This window comes from Hydrogenophaga sp. (genome assembly GCF_011772445.1).
Taxonomy (GTDB): domain Bacteria; phylum Pseudomonadota; class Gammaproteobacteria; order Burkholderiales; family Burkholderiaceae_C; genus Hydrogenophaga.
Genome location: NZ_WVZN01000021.1, coordinates 167,698 through 181,594, shown reverse-complemented (window position 1 = coordinate 181,594; position 13,897 = coordinate 167,698). Strand labels below are relative to the sequence as shown.

General features: G+C 69.3%; 16 protein-coding genes. 7 read left to right on the top strand and 9 right to left on the bottom strand.

From position 1 onward, the window contains the following. Positions 1 to 4: 4 nt before the first annotated feature. The 4 genes from GTO19_RS09385 to GTO19_RS09370 all read right to left on the bottom strand — a co-directional run bounded on the left by GTO19_RS09385 (position 5) and on the right by GTO19_RS09370 (position 2,929). A complete protein-coding gene (locus GTO19_RS09385) occupies positions 5 to 583 on the bottom strand; it encodes a lipocalin family protein (protein WP_291020831.1) in 579 nt (192 codons plus the stop codon). Between the two features lie 67 nt (positions 584 to 650). Beyond that, a complete protein-coding gene (gene guaA, locus GTO19_RS09380; RefSeq protein WP_291020830.1) occupies positions 651 to 2,267 on the bottom strand; it encodes a glutamine-hydrolyzing GMP synthase in 1,617 nt (538 codons plus the stop codon). A gap of 18 nt (positions 2,268 to 2,285) precedes the next feature. Further along, positions 2,286 to 2,708, bottom strand: coding sequence for a type II toxin-antitoxin system VapC family toxin (locus GTO19_RS09375; protein WP_291020829.1), 423 nt, complete (start codon positions 2,706 to 2,708; stop codon positions 2,286 to 2,288). Continuing rightward, positions 2,705 to 2,929 (bottom strand): type II toxin-antitoxin system Phd/YefM family antitoxin, encoded by a 225-nt coding sequence (locus GTO19_RS09370; protein ID WP_291020828.1) that lies wholly within the window; start codon positions 2,927 to 2,929, stop codon positions 2,705 to 2,707. Before GTO19_RS09370 ends, GTO19_RS09375 begins: the two co-directional genes overlap by 4 nt. Positions 2,930 to 3,091: 162 nt before the next feature. On the opposite strand from GTO19_RS09370, the gene hpxZ reads away from it, so the two are divergent. Further along, positions 3,092 to 3,478, top strand: a complete 387-nt coding sequence (hpxZ, locus tag GTO19_RS09365) for an oxalurate catabolism protein HpxZ (protein WP_291020827.1) — start codon at positions 3,092 to 3,094, stop codon at positions 3,476 to 3,478. Between the two features lie 62 nt (positions 3,479 to 3,540). Here hpxZ and guaB read toward each other — a convergent pair whose 3' ends face one another. Further along, positions 3,541 to 5,010 carry an IMP dehydrogenase gene (guaB, locus tag GTO19_RS09360; RefSeq protein ID WP_291020826.1) on the bottom strand — a complete coding sequence of 490 codons (1,470 nt, stop codon included), beginning with the start codon at positions 5,008 to 5,010 and terminating at the stop codon, positions 3,541 to 3,543. Between the two features lie 142 nt (positions 5,011 to 5,152). Between guaB and GTO19_RS09355 the strand changes: the two genes are divergently transcribed. Further along, a complete protein-coding gene (locus GTO19_RS09355) occupies positions 5,153 to 5,683 on the top strand; it encodes a DUF4124 domain-containing protein (protein ID WP_291020825.1) in 531 nt (176 codons plus the stop codon). 2 nt (positions 5,684 to 5,685) lie between these two features. Here the strand turns inward: GTO19_RS09355 and GTO19_RS09350 are convergent, their stop codons facing one another. Together GTO19_RS09350 and GTO19_RS09345 are read right to left on the bottom strand one after the other, a co-directional pair. Continuing rightward, entirely contained in the window at positions 5,686 to 6,021 is a 336-nt protein-coding gene (locus GTO19_RS09350) for an RnfH family protein (protein WP_291020824.1), read from the bottom strand. Positions 6,022 to 6,024: 3 nt separating this feature from the next. Then, on the bottom strand, positions 6,025 to 6,471 hold the full coding sequence (locus GTO19_RS09345; RefSeq protein ID WP_291020823.1) for a type II toxin-antitoxin system RatA family toxin: 447 nt from the start codon (positions 6,469 to 6,471) through the stop codon (positions 6,025 to 6,027). A 107-nt stretch (positions 6,472 to 6,578) separates the two neighbouring features. Here GTO19_RS09345 and smpB point away from each other — a divergent pair, with 107 nt between their 5' ends. The 4 genes from smpB (at position 6,579) to GTO19_RS09325 (ending at position 8,956) form a co-directional block, all read left to right on the top strand. Then, positions 6,579 to 7,061, top strand: coding sequence for an SsrA-binding protein SmpB (gene smpB, locus GTO19_RS09340; RefSeq protein WP_291020822.1), 483 nt, complete (start codon positions 6,579 to 6,581; stop codon positions 7,059 to 7,061). 98 nt (positions 7,062 to 7,159) lie between these two features. Then, positions 7,160 to 7,540, top strand: coding sequence for a hypothetical protein (locus tag GTO19_RS09335; RefSeq protein ID WP_291020821.1), 381 nt, complete (start codon positions 7,160 to 7,162; stop codon positions 7,538 to 7,540). A gap of 31 nt (positions 7,541 to 7,571) precedes the next feature. Next, positions 7,572 to 8,108: a sigma-70 family RNA polymerase sigma factor gene (locus tag GTO19_RS09330; protein ID WP_291020820.1), complete on the top strand. Its 537-nt coding sequence runs from the start codon at positions 7,572 to 7,574 to the stop codon at positions 8,106 to 8,108. A gap of 14 nt (positions 8,109 to 8,122) precedes the next feature. Next, positions 8,123 to 8,956, top strand: a complete 834-nt coding sequence (locus GTO19_RS09325) for an anti-sigma factor (protein WP_291020819.1) — start codon at positions 8,123 to 8,125, stop codon at positions 8,954 to 8,956. Between the two features lie 27 nt (positions 8,957 to 8,983). Here GTO19_RS09325 and acs read toward each other — a convergent pair whose 3' ends face one another. Beyond that, positions 8,984 to 10,978: an acetate--CoA ligase gene (gene acs, locus GTO19_RS09320; RefSeq protein ID WP_291020818.1), complete on the bottom strand. Its 1,995-nt coding sequence runs from the start codon at positions 10,976 to 10,978 to the stop codon at positions 8,984 to 8,986. Positions 10,979 to 11,129: 151 nt separating this feature from the next. Between acs and GTO19_RS09315 the strand changes: the two genes are divergently transcribed. Further along, positions 11,130 to 11,726, top strand: a complete 597-nt coding sequence (locus GTO19_RS09315) for a YqhA family protein (RefSeq protein ID WP_291020817.1) — start codon at positions 11,130 to 11,132, stop codon at positions 11,724 to 11,726. A gap of 22 nt (positions 11,727 to 11,748) precedes the next feature. Here the strand turns inward: GTO19_RS09315 and uvrC are convergent, their stop codons facing one another. Then, positions 11,749 to 13,866, bottom strand: a complete 2,118-nt coding sequence (gene uvrC, locus GTO19_RS09310; RefSeq protein WP_291020816.1) for an excinuclease ABC subunit UvrC — start codon at positions 13,864 to 13,866, stop codon at positions 11,749 to 11,751. Positions 13,867 to 13,897: the final 31 nt, after the last annotated feature.

Sequence of the window (13,897 nt, the reverse complement as noted above, 5' to 3'; positions counted from 1 at the left end):
CCAGCTATTCCGGCCAGCGCTGCGGCACGCGCCGCACCTTCTGCAGGTCATACCCCAATGCGCGCAGGCTGGCCATGGCCTCGTCGTAGGCCTGCGGCGAAATCTGCGGCGTGCGGGCCATCAGCCAGGCGTAGTCGCGGTCGGAGCGCGCGATGAGGGTGCGCTGCCCATCGGCCGACAGCTCCGCGATCACGTACTCGGCCTGAAAAGGCCACAGGAACTGCATGTCCCACACCGCGTTGCCGGAGCCGGGCCGCACCGTGCCCACGGGATGCATGGTGTTCACCGGCGCGTCGAAGCCACCGTGGCGGTAGCGGAAACGGGTGGCGATGCGCCCGTCCTCGCGCAGCGAATACGACTCCACCGCATTGAAGGCCGCGCGCTCGGGCCAGGTGGGCACATGCGCGATGACGTACCAGTCGCCCATGAAGCGCGCCAGGTCGATGGGGCCGGCGGTGGGGATGCTCGGGGCGGCGCGGGGGGACGCGCTGCCGCCGCGGCTGGCGCACGCGCCCAATGCCGTTGCCGCGCACGCGATGAGCGCCAGCACGCGCCAGCGCCGCTTGCTGATGGGTTGTGCCATGACGGTTCACCTCGACAAAGTGAGATGTACGCAGGCGGGCGCCTGGCGGATCACGCCAGGCCCTGGATCACTCCCACTCGATCGTCGCCGGCGGCTTCGAGCTCACGTCGTAGGTCACCCGGTTGATCCCCCGCACCTCGTTGATGATGCGGCTGGACACCCGCTTGAGCAGGCTGTAGGGCAGCTCGGCCCAGTCGGCGGTCATGAAGTCGCTGGTCTGCACGGCGCGCAGGGCCACCACGTAGTCGTAGGTGCGGCCGTCGCCCATCACGCCCACGCTCTTCACCGGCAGGAACACGGTGAAGGCCTGGCTGGTGAGGTCGTACCAGCTCTTGCCGCTGTGGGGCTCGATGGTGGAGCGCAGCTCCTCGATGAAGATGGCGTCGGCCCGGCGCAGCAGGTCGGCGTAGTCCTTCTTCACCTCGCCCAGGATGCGCACGCCCAGGCCGGGCCCGGGAAACGGGTGGCGGTAGACCATGTCGTGCGGCAGGCCCAGGGCCACGCCCAGTTCGCGCACCTCGTCCTTGAACAGGTCACGCAAGGGCTCCAGCAGCTTCAGGCCGAGCTGCTCGGGCAGGCCGCCCACGTTGTGGTGGCTCTTGATGGTGACGGCCTTCTTGCTCTTGGCGCCGCCGGACTCGATGACGTCCGGATAAATCGTTCCTTGTGCCAACCACTTGGCGCCTTTTGTTGATGCACCACTTGAAGTCAGTTTGGCGGCCTCGGCCTTGAAGACATCCACGAACAGGCGGCCGATGATCTTGCGCTTCTGCTCGGGGTCGCTCACGCCGGCCAGCTCGCCCAGGAACAGCTCGCTGGCGTCCACACGGACCACCTTGGCGTGCAGCTTGCCCGCGAACATCTCCATCACCATGTCGCCCTCGTTCAGGCGCAGCAGGCCGTGGTCGACGAAGACGCAGGTGAGCTGATCGCCGATGGCGCGGTGGATGAGCGCGGCGGCGACCGAGGAATCGACCCCGCCCGACAGGCCCAGGATGACCTCCTCGTCGCCCACCTGTTCGCGGATCTTCTCGACGGCCTCGGCGATGTGGTCGCGCATGACCCAGTCGGGGCTGGTGCCGCAGATCTCGAGCACGAAGCGTTCCAGCAGGGCCCGGCCCTGCACGGTGTGCGTCACCTCGGGGTGGAACTGCACGGCGTAGAAGCGGCGCGCCTCGTCGGCCATGCCGGCGATGGGGCAGCTCTCGGTGCTGGCCATGAGCTTGAAGCCCGGTGGCAACTCGGTCACCTTGTCGCCGTGGCTCATCCACACCTTGAGCATGCCGTGGCCTTCGGGCGTGGTGAAGTCGGCGATGTCCTTGAGCAGCGCGGTGTGACCCCGGGCACGCACCTCGGCGTAGCCGAACTCGCGCGTGTGCGAGCCCTCGACCTTGCCGCCCAGCTGCTGCGCCATGGTCTGCATGCCGTAGCAGATGCCCAGCACCGGGATGCCCAGCTCATAGACCGCCTCGGGCGCCTTGTCGTCCACCTCGTACACGCTGGCGTGGCTGCCCGAGAGCACGATGCCCTTGAGGCGGCCGTCGGCGGCGAATTCGCGCACCCAGTCGCTGCTGACGTCGCAGGGGTGGACTTCGCAATACACGTGGGCCTCGCGAATGCGGCGCGCGATGAGCTGGGTGACCTGGGAGCCGAAATCGAGGATGAGGATCTTGTCGTGTTGCATGGGGGGCTTTCGGAAGAACTAAAACGGTTCGACGGCGATGCCGCAGGCGCGCGCGGCCTGCAGCAGCGCGGTTTCGCGTGAGAGCAGGGTGCCGTTGAGGCGCACCACCAGTTCGAGGTAGGCGGCGTCGAGGTAGCTGATCTGGTGGGCCTCGGCCAGGCGCAGCACCTGGCTGCGCCGGTGCAGGCTGGGCGGCGGGTCGATCTCGACCTGGGCCTGGGCCACGAGTTCCAGGCCGCGCTCGTAGTGGGCGCGCGGCAGGCGCCCGCCGCGGCAGGCCAGCAACAGGGCCTGGCCCACCTGCCAGTGCCACAGCGCGGGGGCGTGGTACAGGCCGGCCTGTCCACGCGCACGGCCGTAGTGCTCGTCGCAGCGCGGGTGCTGGTGTTCGGGGATCAGCCAGGCCAGGGCCACGCTGGTGTCGATCACCCAGGGCTTCACGGCGTGTCCTCCGCCGACCAGGCGGCACGAAAGGCGCGCAGGTCCGCCAGGGCCTGGGCCGAGACGCGCTCGCGCTCGGCCTCGTCGACACCGGCGACCTCGGCCACCAGGCGCACCACCGGCTTGCCGTGGCGCGTGAGCACCACCTGCTCGCCCTGCTCGGCCGCCCGGATCAGCTCGGACAACTGGCCTTTGGCCTGGTGGATGGGGACGGACAGCATGGCGGGTGCGGCGGCTGGAAAACCCGGCATTGTGCCAGAAACCGCCACTTATGGACCAGAGATTTATGGACCAAAATTCCCCAGCCTGGGCGGCGAAGGCAGCGTGGCCCGGCCTGGCGAGCCTCTTGCATGCGCCGGATCCACCCTGACCACGACCCCACCATGACCGACATCACCGACATCAACCGCCCCGAGGTCCTCGCCGAGGTCAACGCCGCTTTCGACGCCTACGAGAAGGCTTTGGTCGGCAACGACGTGGCCGTGCTCGACGAGCTGTTCTGGAACTCGCCACTGACCCTGCGCTACGGCGCCGGCGAGAACCTCTACGGCTACCAGGCCATCCAGGCCTTTCGCCAGGCGCGCCCGAGCGCGGGCCTGGCGCGCACGGTGACGGCGCGCCAGGTCACCAGCTTCGGCCGTGACATGGCCGTTGCCAACATCGAGTTCCGCCGCGAGGGCAGCGATCGCATCGGCCGACAGAGCCAGACCTGGGTGCGCATGCCCGAGGGCTGGCGGGTGGTCAGCGCCCACGTGAGCCTGATGGCCTGAACACCGATGCACCATGAAAAACGCCCCTGCGAAGGGGCGTTTCTGCTGCGGTGCGAAGCCGTTCAGTCGGCCCGGTAGTTCGGCGCTTCCTTGGTGATCTGCACGTCGTGCACGTGGCTCTCGCGCATGCCGGCCGCGGTGATCTGCACGAACTCGGCGCGGTCCTTCATGTCCTGGATGGTGGCGCAGCCGCAGTAGCCCATGCTGGCGCGCACGCCGCCGGCCAACTGGAACAGGATGGCCACGACCGAGCCCTTGTAGGGCACACGGCCCTCGATGCCCTCGGGCACGAGCTTGTCGGCATTGGGGTTGCCGGTGCTGCTTTCCTGGAAGTAGCGGTCGGCGCTGCCCTGCTGCATGGCGCCGATGGAGCCCATGCCGCGGTAGCTCTTGTAGGTGCGGCCCTGGTAGAGGATGACCTCGCCCGGCGCCTCTTCGGTGCCGGCGAACATGCCGCCCATCATCACCGTGCTGGCACCGGCCGCAATGGCCTTGGCAATGTCGCCGCTGTAGCGGATGCCGCCGTCGGCGATGAGGGGAATGCCACTGCCCTGCAGCGCGGTGGCCACGCTGTCCACGGCCATGATCTGGGGCACGCCCACGCCGGCCACGATGCGGGTGGTGCAGATGGAGCCCGGGCCGATGCCGACCTTGACCGCGTCGGCGCCGGCCTCGGCCAGCGCCAGCGCGGCCGCGCCGGTGGCGATGTTGCCGCCGACCACGTCGACCTGCGGGTAGTTCTGCTTGACCCAGCGCACGCGCTCGATCACGCCGCGGCTGTGACCGTGCGCGGTGTCCACCACGATGGCGTCCACCCCGGCTTTCACCAGCGCCTCGACCCGCTCCTCGGTGCCCTCGCCCACGCCCACCGCCGCGCCCACGCGCAGGCGGCCGGCGGCGTCGCGCGCGGCGTTGGGGAAGTTGAGCTGCTTGGTGATGTCCTTCACCGTGATCAGGCCCTTGAGCTCGAAGGCGTCGTTGACCAGCAGCAGGCGCTCCAGCTTGTGCTTGTTGAGCAGGACCTTGGCCTCGCCCGGCGTGGTGCCATCGGGCACGGTGATGAGGCGCTCGCGAGGGGTCATGATCTCGCGCACGGGCAGGTCGTAACGGGTCTCGAAGCGCAGGTCGCGCCCGGTGACGATGCCCACCACCTTGCCCGCGTCCACCACGGGGAAACCCGAAACGCCCAGCTCGTCGGACAGCTTCATCACCTGGCGCACCGTGGTGTCGGAGGAGATCACCACCGGGTCGCGCAGCACGCCGCTCTCGTAGCGCTTGACCTTGGCCACCTGGGCGGCCTGCTCGGCGGCCGTGAGGTTCTTGTGGATGATGCCCATGCCGCCTTCCTGGGCGATGGCGATCGCCAGGCGGGCCTCGGTGACGGTGTCCATGGCGGCGGACACGAGGGGCAGATTGAGCTGGATGTTGCGGGAGAAACGGGTGGCCAGCGAGGTGTCCTTGGGCAGGACCTGGGAGTACGCGGGCACCAGCAAAACGTCGTCAAAGGTGAGCGCGTTGCCGAGGAGGCGCATGAAGGGGTCTCCAAAAAGCGGATTGTAAACGTGGCCCCCAAGGGCTCCCGGTGGCGCAGGGCTTGCGCCGTCCGTTGCCTGCGGGCATCGCTTCAGCGGCGCTGGCCGACACCTGACTCGACCCCGGGCATACACTGCCCGGATGCCCAAAACCCCCTTCGCCCCCCTCGCCCTGCGCTCACTGGCCGCCTTGGCGCTCTGCGCCGCGATGGCCGCTCCGGCCCTGGCCCAGTGGCAATGGATCGACAACACCGGCCGCAAGGTGTTCAGCGACACCGCGCCGCCGGCCAGCATCCCGGACAAGAACATTCTCAAGCGCCCCGGCGCCACCCCGCCCCTGGCCGCCGCCCCTGCGGCACCGGCCGCGCCGGCCGCCAACGGCGGGCCTGCGGCACCGGGCGCCGCTCCGGCGGCCCCTGGCGTCGACAAGGAACTCGAGGCCCGCAAGAAGGAAGCCGAGGCCGCCGAGGAAGCGAAGAAGAAGCAGGAGGCCGAGCGCCTGGCCCGCGCGCGGGCCGACAACTGCGAGCGCGCCAAACGCGCCAAGGCCACCCTGGACTCCGGCCAGCGCCTGGCCACCACCAACGCCAAAGGCGAGCGCGAGGTCATGGACGACGCGCGACGCGCCAGCGAAGCGCAGCGCCTGCAGGAGATCATCCGCAGCGACTGCTGAACTCAGTAGCCGGCCTTGCTGTTGGGCCGGCGTCTGGAAAAGAGGCCCGCTCCGCGCGCGCCCTGCCCCGCGAAGCGCTCGCGCCGGGCCACCTTGGGGTCCACGCGCAGGCCACGCAGCAGTTCCAGCCGATCGCCGTCGCGCAGGGCCTGATCGGCCTCGCAACGGCGGCCCCAGACGGACAGGCTCAAGGCCTCATCGGGCGACGCGGTCTCGGGAAAGCGATCCAGCCAGCCCGCCGCGCGCACGGCGTCCCCGGCGCTGGTGCCCTCGGGCAAGTCCAGCTCCAGCTCGTGCACCGTGCGCGGCGCACTGGCGTACAGCAGGGTCACACGCATGGCTCAGGACGTGCCGTAGACCTGGTCGGCGCGCTTGACGAAGGCGTCCACCAGATTGCCCGCGATGCGGTCGAACACCGGGCCCACCACCGCGGCCAGCGCCCCGCTGGAAAAACCGTAGCGCAGGGTGAATTCCACCTTGCAGGCGCGCTGCGAGCCGTCACCCAGCGGCAGGAACTTCCACACGCCATCGAGTTGAGAGAACGGCCCGTCGACCAGCTCCATGTGCACCTCGCGGTCCTGCACGTGGGTGTTGCGGGTGGTGAAGCCCTGCTGCAGGCCGCCGATGGACATGCCCACACGGGCCACCATGCCGTCGGCCGTGCGCTCCAGCACCTCGGTGCGGTCGCACCACGGCAGGAACTCGGGGTAGTGCTGCACATCGGTGACCAACGCGAACATCTCGTGGGCGCTGTGCCACAACAGCACGGACTTGTGAATGGTTTTCATACAATCGCCGGTCCCGCGCGGCGAGCACGCCCACGGGCGCCGCGACAGGGCCTCGACGATTCTAGGCCCCCTTGTCGCCCGGGCTGATCGCCCCCACCTTTCCCCTTATGTCCACCTCCAGCAAACACCAGCCCGGCGACAGCCGCATCGCCGAGAACAAGAAGGCGCTGTTCAACTACGCCATCGAGGAACGCTACGAGGCGGGCATGGTGCTGCAGGGCTGGGAAGTGAAGGCCCTGCGCGAGGGCAAGGTCCAGCTCACCGACGGCTACGTCGTCATCCGCGACGGCGAGCTGTTCCTCATCGGCTGCCAGATCAACCCGCTGCGCACCACCAGCACGCACGTGAGCGCCGAGTCGGCGCGCACCAAGAAGCTGCTGCTGCACAAGGCGCAGATCGACCGCCTGGTCGGCAAGGTGGAGCAGCGCGGTTTCGCCCTGGTGCCGCTGAACCTGCACTGGAAAGGCGGCCGCGTGAAGTGCGAGATCGCGCTGGGCAAGGGCAAGGGCGAGCACGACAAGCGCAACACCATCAAGGACCGCGAAGGCAAGCGGGAGGTGGAGCGGGCAATGAAGGACCGGCAGCGCTGATTTTTTTCTCGCGGTCGGGAATAGACCGCTGGCGGCGCGCGTTCATCCCGGTGCAGAGTGCCTTGCTCTGCGCCACCATCCACCCTGGAGAACGCGCCATGAACGTCCTGCTGCCCATCGCCCTGGCCACCGCCCTGCTCGGCGGCTGCGCCTCGATGCACGCCCGACACCACTCGCCCGCCAAGGTCGCCGACGGCATGCTCGTCGGACCCAACCAGATGACGCTGTACACCTTCGACCGCGACACGGCCGGCAGCGGCAAGTCGGTCTGCAACGGGCCTTGCGCCACGAACTGGCCCCCGTTCATGGCCGGCGCCAGCGACAAGGCCATGGGCGACTACAGCATCGTCACGCGCGACGACGGCGCGAAGCAATGGGCCTTCAAGGGCAAGCCGCTGTACTACTGGGTGCGCGACACCAAACCCGGCGACAAGACCGGCGACGGCTTCAACAACGTCTGGCGCGTCGTCAAACCCTGAGGCCCCACCTGGCGTTCTGGCGGCCCAGCCGATGAGCCCACCCGACCTGATCGTCCAGATCCCCGCGCTGCGCCGCTACGCGCGAGCGCTCACGGGGGACGCCTGGGCCGCCGACGACCTGGTGCAGGACACGTTGGAGCGGGCCTGCGGCAAATGGCGGCTGTGGGCCGTGGGCTCCGACCTGCGGGCCTGGCTGTTCACGCTGATGCACAACCTGCACGTCAGCGGTGTGCGCCAGTCGCTGCGGCGTTCGGCCGCGCTCCCGCTGGTGGACATCGACGACGCCGCCGAACCCGCGGCGCCCGACGCCGCGCAGGACCTCGCGCTGGACCTGCAGCGTTGCCTGCTGCGCCTGCCCGAGGAGCAGCGCGCCGTGCTGCTGCTGGTGAGCCTGGAGGACATGAGCTATGAGCAGGTCGCCCGCATCACCGGCACGCCCATCGGCACGGTCATGTCACGCCTGTCCCGTGCCCGCACGCGACTGCAGGCGCTGATGGACGCCCCGGCCACCAGCGCTCGGGCGGACGCCGCCTCCCCGCCCGCCCCGCACCTGAAGCGGCTGAAATAGCGCCGCCCGCCGCCATGGACAAGCCCCCCTCCTTTCAACCGCTGAGCGACGCCGAGATCAACGCCCTGGTCGACGGCCAGGTGAATGCCGCCGAACGCGGCGCTCTGGAAGCGCGGCTGGCCCACGACGCCGCCGCGCGCGAGCGCCTGACCACGTGGCAGGCCCAGCGCGAGGCCCTTCGCGGCCTGCACCGCGAACTGCTCGACGAGCCCCTGCCGCCGTCGCTGCTGGACGCAGCCCACCGCATGGGCGACGCCCGCCAGCGCGGCGAGCGTTGGTGGCGCTGGGGCGGCCTTGCCGCCGGCGTGCTGCTGGCCTTCGGCGCGGGCTGGCTCGCGCACGGCCAATGGACGGACCCGGCCCAGACCGGGCTGCTTGCGAGGAGCCCCGCCGCTGCCCTGCCCGCCTTCGCGCGCGACGCGGCGCTGGCGCATGCCGTCTATTCACCGGAGAAGCGCCACCCCGTGGAAGTGGCCGCGGCAGATCAGGAGCACCTGGTGCAGTGGCTCTCACGCCGCACGGGCCGGCCCTTGAAGGTGCCCGACCTGCAGGCCCAGGGCTATGCGCTGGTGGGCGGGCGACTGCTGCCCGGCGAGGCCGGCGCGCGCGCGCAGTTCATGTTCCAGAACGCCGAAGGCCAGCGCCTGACCCTGTACCTGGGCGCGGTGGACGCGAACCCGCCCGGCGCACCCGGCGGCGCCAACCGCGAAACCGCCTTTCGCTTCGCGCCCGAAGGCCCCGTGCCCGCCTTCTACTGGGTGGACCAGGGCTTCGGCTACGCGCTCAGCGGCCCGCTGTCGCGCGAGGCGCTGATGGCGCTCGCGGAGGCTGTTTACCAGCAGCTCTGAGACGACGGCTGTTTCGCCGCCGGGGCTTCAGTTGTTTTCCGCCAGCTGATCCAGGATCGCCGGGTTCTCCAGCGTGGACACGTCCTGCGTGATCGCCTCGCCCTTGGCGATGGCACGCAGCAGGCGGCGCATGATCTTGCCGCTGCGCGTCTTGGGCAGGTTGTCGCCGAAGCGGATGTCCTTGGGCTTGGCGATGGGACCAATCTCCTTGCCCACCCAGTCGCGCAGCTGCTTGGCGATGGCCTTGGCCTCTTCGCCCGTGGGGCGTGAGCGCTTGAGCACCACGAAGGCCACGATGGCCTCGCCCGTGACATCGTCGGGGCGGCCCACCACGGCGGCTTCGGCCACCAGGTCGGTCTTGGCCACCAGGGCCGACTCGATCTCCATCGTGCCCATTCGGTGGCCCGAGACGTTGAGCACGTCGTCGATGCGGCCGGTGATGCGGAAGTAGCCCCGGTCGGCGCTGCGCACCGCGCCGTCGCCGGCCAGGTAGTAGCCCTTGAGCTCGGGCGGGAAGTAGCTCTTCTTGAAGCGCTCCGGGTCGCCCCAGATGGTGCGGATCATCGAGGGCCACGGCCGCTTGATGACCAGGATGCCCCCTGCGCCATTGGGCACGTCGTTGCCGGCCTCGTCCACGATGGCCGCGGCGATGCCCGGCAAGGGCAGCGTGCACGAACCCGGCACCAGCGGCGTGGCGCCCGGCAGCGGCGTGATGACGTGGCCGCCGGTCTCGGTCTGCCAGAAGGTGTCCACGATGGGGCAGCGCTCGTGGCCGACGTTCCGGAAGTACCACATCCAGGCCTCGGGGTTGATGGGCTCGCCCACCGAGCCCAGCAGGCGCAGGCTGTCCAGGTTCCAGTTCTTCGGGTGCACCTTCTCGTCGCCCTCGGCCGCCTTGATGAGCGAGCGGATCGCCGTGGGCGCGGTGTAGAAGATGCTGACCTTGTGCTTCTCGATCATCTGCCAGAAGCGCCCCGCGTGCGGGAAGGTGGGCACGCCCTCGAACACCACCTGCGTGGCGCCGGCGGCCAGCGGGCCGTAGGCCACGTAGGTGTGGCCGGTGATCCAGCCGATGTCGGCCGTGCACCAGAACAGGTCCTCGGGCTTCAGGTCGAACGTCCAGAGCATGGTGAGCCGCGCCCACAGCAGGAAACCGCCGGTGCTGTGCTGCACGCCCTTGGGCTTGCCGGTGGAGCCGGAGGTGTAGAGCACGAACAGCGGGTGCTCGGCACCCACCATGGCCGGCGGGCAGTCGGTGCTCTGGCCGGCGATGGCGTCTGCCCAGGTGATGTCGCGGCCGGCGACCATGTGGCAGGCGGTGGCGGTGCGCTGCATCACGATGACGGTCTTGATCGACTCGCAGCCACCCATGGCGATGCCTTCGTCGACGATGGCCTTGAGCGGCAACTCCTTGCCGCCGCGCATCTGGAAGTTGGCGGTGATCACGGCCACGGCGCCCGCGTCCTGGATGCGCTCCTGCAGGGCCTTGGCCGAGAAGCCGCCGAACACGACGCTGTGCGTGGCGCCGATGCGGGCGCAGGCCTGCATGGCCACCACGCCCTCGATGGTCATGGGCATGTAGATGATCACGCGGTCGCCCTGTTTCACGCCGCGGGCCTTGAGCGCGTTGGCGAACTGCGAGACCCTGGCCAGCAGTTCCTTGTAGGTGATGGTGGTCACCGCGCCGTCATCGGCCTCGAAGACGATCGCCGTCTTGTTCTCCACCGGGGTGCCGATGTGACGGTCCAGGCAGTTGGCCGAGGCGTTGAGCTGGCCGTCCTGGAACCACTTGTAGAAGGGCCGGTCGCTGGCGTCCAGGGTCTGCGTGAAGGGTTTGTGCCAGACCAGGTGCTCTTTGGCCAGGCGCGCCCAGAAGCCCTCGGGGTCCTTGTCGGCCTCGGCGCACAGGGCATCGTAGGCCTTCATGCCGGCGATGCGGGCGGCGGCCACGGTGGCGGCGCTGGGTTCGAACACGCGGTTTTCGACCAGGACGGACTCGATCGACGACGAAGGCGATGTCATGCGGATGTCTCCTCGGCTGTTGTGCTGGAAAAACGGGCCGGCGGCACTGTGCGCATGGGCACTTACGGCCAACTGACACGTGGGCAAGGCTCCTACAATAACCGACGCTCGCGGTGCCCTTGTCGGCGCCGCTTTTTTGATTGCGCCCACCATGACCGACCCCCTCAAGGCCGCCCGCCCGATCCGCCCCCTGCCCAACCTGATCTTCGCCAGCCGATGGCTGCAACTGCCGCTGTACATCGGCCTGATCGCGGCGCAGGCCATCTACGTCTTCCACTTCTGGGTGGAGCTGGTGCACCTGATCGAGGCCGCCTTCGGCAGCGAGGCCGCGCTGAGCAAGCTGGTCAACAGCATTGGCTACAAGAGCGACGTGGCGCCAACCGCGCTGAACGAGACCATCATCATGCTGGTGGTGCTGGCGCTGATCGACGTGGTGATGATCTCCAACCTGCTGATCATGGTGATCGTGGGCGGCTACGAGACTTTCGTGAGCCGCATGCACCTGGAGGACCACCCCGACCAGCCCGAGTGGCTGAGCCACGTGAACGCGAGCGTGCTGAAGGTGAAGCTGGCCACGGCCATCATCGGCATCAGCTCCATCCATCTGCTCAAGACCTTCATCAACGCCGGCAACTACGAGGTGAAGGTGCTGATGTGGCAGACGCTGATCCACGTCGCTTTCCTGTTCAGCGCGCTGGCGATCGCGCTGGCGGACAGGCTGATGGCGGGGCCCTCGCGAGACCACTGAGCCCCGGGGGCGCCGCGCGGCCTCAGTGCAGCGCCCGGTAGATCGCGTCCGCCAGCTCGTCCGAGATCCCCTCCACCGTGGCCAGGTCTTCCACGCTGGCCGAGGCCACGCCCCTTACCCCGCCGAAGCGCTGCAGCAGCCGCGCGCGCTTCTTCGGGCCCACACCGGGAATGTCTTCGAGCTGGCTCGCCCCCACCCGCACCTTGGCACGCTGGGCGCGCATGCCGGTGATGGCGAAGCGGTGCGCCTCGTCGCGGATCTGCGCGATCAGCATCAGCGCCGCCGAGTCGCTGCCCAGGTAGACCTTGGCGCGCCCATCGGCGAACACCAGTTCCTCCAGGCCCACCCGGCGGCCCTCGCCCTTTTCCACGCCGACGATGCAGGCCAGGTCCAGCCCCAGGGCCTGGAACACCTCGCGCGCCACGCCCACCTGGCCCTTGCCACCGTCGATGAGCACGATGTCGGGCATCCGCGGCCCGGCGGCGGGCATTTCCGAGCCTGAGCGGGCCTCGGCGATGGCCGACTCATCCGGGCCGCGCACCAAGCCGTTCGGCTCGCCCTCGGCCTCGTCGGCCAGGCTCACCTCCGTGCCCGCCGGCAGGGCCGCGTCGCCCGACTCGGCCTTCAGCGCCTCGGCGATGCGGCCGTAGCGCCGCGTCAGCACCTGCCGCATGGCGGCGTAGTCGTCTCCGGGCGTGATGCCCTCGATGTTGTAGCGGCGGTACTGGCTGTTCTGCAGCTTGTGCCCTTCGAACACCACGCAGGACGCCTGGGTGGACTCGCCCGCCGTGTGCGAGATGTCGAAGCACTCGATGCGCAGCGCCTCCAGCTCGTCGTCGGGCAGTTGCAGCGCCTCGGCCAGCGCGCGCGTGCGGGCCTGCTGGCTGCCTTCTTCGGACAGCAGCCGCATCAGGGCGATGCCGGCGTTCTTCTGCGCCATCTCCAGCCAGCGGCGGCGGTGCTCGCGCGGGTTGTGCACCGCGTGGACCTTCTGGCCGGTCTGCTCCGACAGGGCCTCCAGCAGCGCCTTGCCCACCGCGTGGCTGGTGACCAGCACCGGCGGCATGGGCGCGCCCAGGTAGTGCTGGGCGATGAAGGCCTCCAGCACGCGCACCGCCGTGCGCTCGGCTTCGTCCACGCTGCCGCGCTCGGCCACATCCGACGGCGCGCCCTCGGGGGCGTCGGCGGTGTTGGCCAGTTGCTCCTCGATCGCGCTGGCGTCTTCCACGTGCGCGGGAAAGTACGGCCGGTCGCCCAGGTGGCGGCCGCCGCGCACCATGGCCAGGTTCACGCAGGCGCGCCCGCCCTGCACCTTCACGGCCAGCACGTCCACGTCCTGGTCGTTGCCGACCTCCATGCTCTGCTGGTGCAGCACGCGCGACAGCGCGCTCATCTGGTTGCGGATCTCGGCCGCCTGCTCGAACTCCAGTTTCTCGCTGTGCGCCAGCATGCGCTGCTCCAGCATCTGCAGCACCTGCTGGGTCTCGCCACGCAGGAAGCGCTCGGCGTTGGCCACGTCGTTCAGGTAGTCGGCCTGGTGAATCAGGTCGACACAGGGCCCGCTGCAGCGCTTGATCTGGTACAGCAGGCAGGGGCGCGTGCGGTTGGCGAAGACCGTGTCCTCGCAGGTGCGCAGCTTGAACACCTTCTGCAGCAACTGGATGGATTCCTTCACCGCCCAGGCGCTGGGGTACGGGCCGTAGTAGCTGTGGCGCTTGTCCACCGCGCCGCGGTAGTAGGCCATGCGCGGGAACAGCGTGGACGCGCTGGGTACGCGCCCGGCCAGCGGGCGCTGGGCCTCGCGCGTGCCGGTGATCTTGAGGTAGGGGTAGCTCTTGTCGTCGCGGAACAGGATGTTGAACCGCGGGTTGAGCGTCTTGATGAGGTTGTTCTCGAGCAGCAGGGCCTCGGCCTCGCTGCGCACCACGGTGGTTTCCAGCCGCGCGATGCGGCTGACCATGTGGCCGATGCGCGTGCCGTCGTGGTTCTTCTGGAAGTAGCTGGAGACGCGCTTCTTCAGGTTGCGCGCCTTGCCCACGTAGAGCAGCTGGCCCTGGGCATCGAAATAGCGGTACACGCCCGGCAGCCCTGGCAGCGCGGCCACTTCGCTGAGCAATTGGTCGGAATGCGCCTCTGACATGGGGCGTATTGTCGCGCCCCGCTGTCGGACC

Excerpts from the sequence above, each read along its gene's own strand:
- GTO19_RS09385 (WP_291020831.1), bottom strand. The coding sequence starts at position 583 with ATGGCACAACCCATCAGCAAGCGGCGCTGGCGCGTGCTGGCGCTCATC.
- guaA (WP_291020830.1), bottom strand. The coding sequence starts at position 2,267 with ATGCAACACGACAAGATCCTCATCCTCGATTTCGGCTCCCAGGTCACC.
- GTO19_RS09370 (WP_291020828.1), bottom strand. The coding sequence starts at position 2,929 with ATGCTGTCCGTCCCCATCCACCAGGCCAAAGGCCAGTTGTCCGAGCTG.
- hpxZ (WP_291020827.1), top strand. The coding sequence starts at position 3,092 with ATGACCGACATCACCGACATCAACCGCCCCGAGGTCCTCGCCGAGGTC.
- guaB (WP_291020826.1), bottom strand. The coding sequence starts at position 5,010 with ATGCGCCTCCTCGGCAACGCGCTCACCTTTGACGACGTTTTGCTGGTG.
- GTO19_RS09355 (WP_291020825.1), top strand. The coding sequence starts at position 5,153 with ATGCCCAAAACCCCCTTCGCCCCCCTCGCCCTGCGCTCACTGGCCGCC.
- GTO19_RS09350 (WP_291020824.1), bottom strand. The coding sequence starts at position 6,021 with ATGCGTGTGACCCTGCTGTACGCCAGTGCGCCGCGCACGGTGCACGAG.
- GTO19_RS09345 (WP_291020823.1), bottom strand. The coding sequence starts at position 6,471 with ATGAAAACCATTCACAAGTCCGTGCTGTTGTGGCACAGCGCCCACGAG.
- smpB (WP_291020822.1), top strand. The coding sequence starts at position 6,579 with ATGTCCACCTCCAGCAAACACCAGCCCGGCGACAGCCGCATCGCCGAG.
- GTO19_RS09335 (WP_291020821.1), top strand. The coding sequence starts at position 7,160 with ATGAACGTCCTGCTGCCCATCGCCCTGGCCACCGCCCTGCTCGGCGGC.
- GTO19_RS09330 (WP_291020820.1), top strand. The coding sequence starts at position 7,572 with ATGAGCCCACCCGACCTGATCGTCCAGATCCCCGCGCTGCGCCGCTAC.
- GTO19_RS09325 (WP_291020819.1), top strand. The coding sequence starts at position 8,123 with ATGGACAAGCCCCCCTCCTTTCAACCGCTGAGCGACGCCGAGATCAAC.
- acs (WP_291020818.1), bottom strand. The coding sequence starts at position 10,978 with ATGACATCGCCTTCGTCGTCGATCGAGTCCGTCCTGGTCGAAAACCGC.
- GTO19_RS09315 (WP_291020817.1), top strand. The coding sequence starts at position 11,130 with ATGACCGACCCCCTCAAGGCCGCCCGCCCGATCCGCCCCCTGCCCAAC.
- uvrC (WP_291020816.1), bottom strand. The coding sequence starts at position 13,866 with ATGTCAGAGGCGCATTCCGACCAATTGCTCAGCGAAGTGGCCGCGCTG.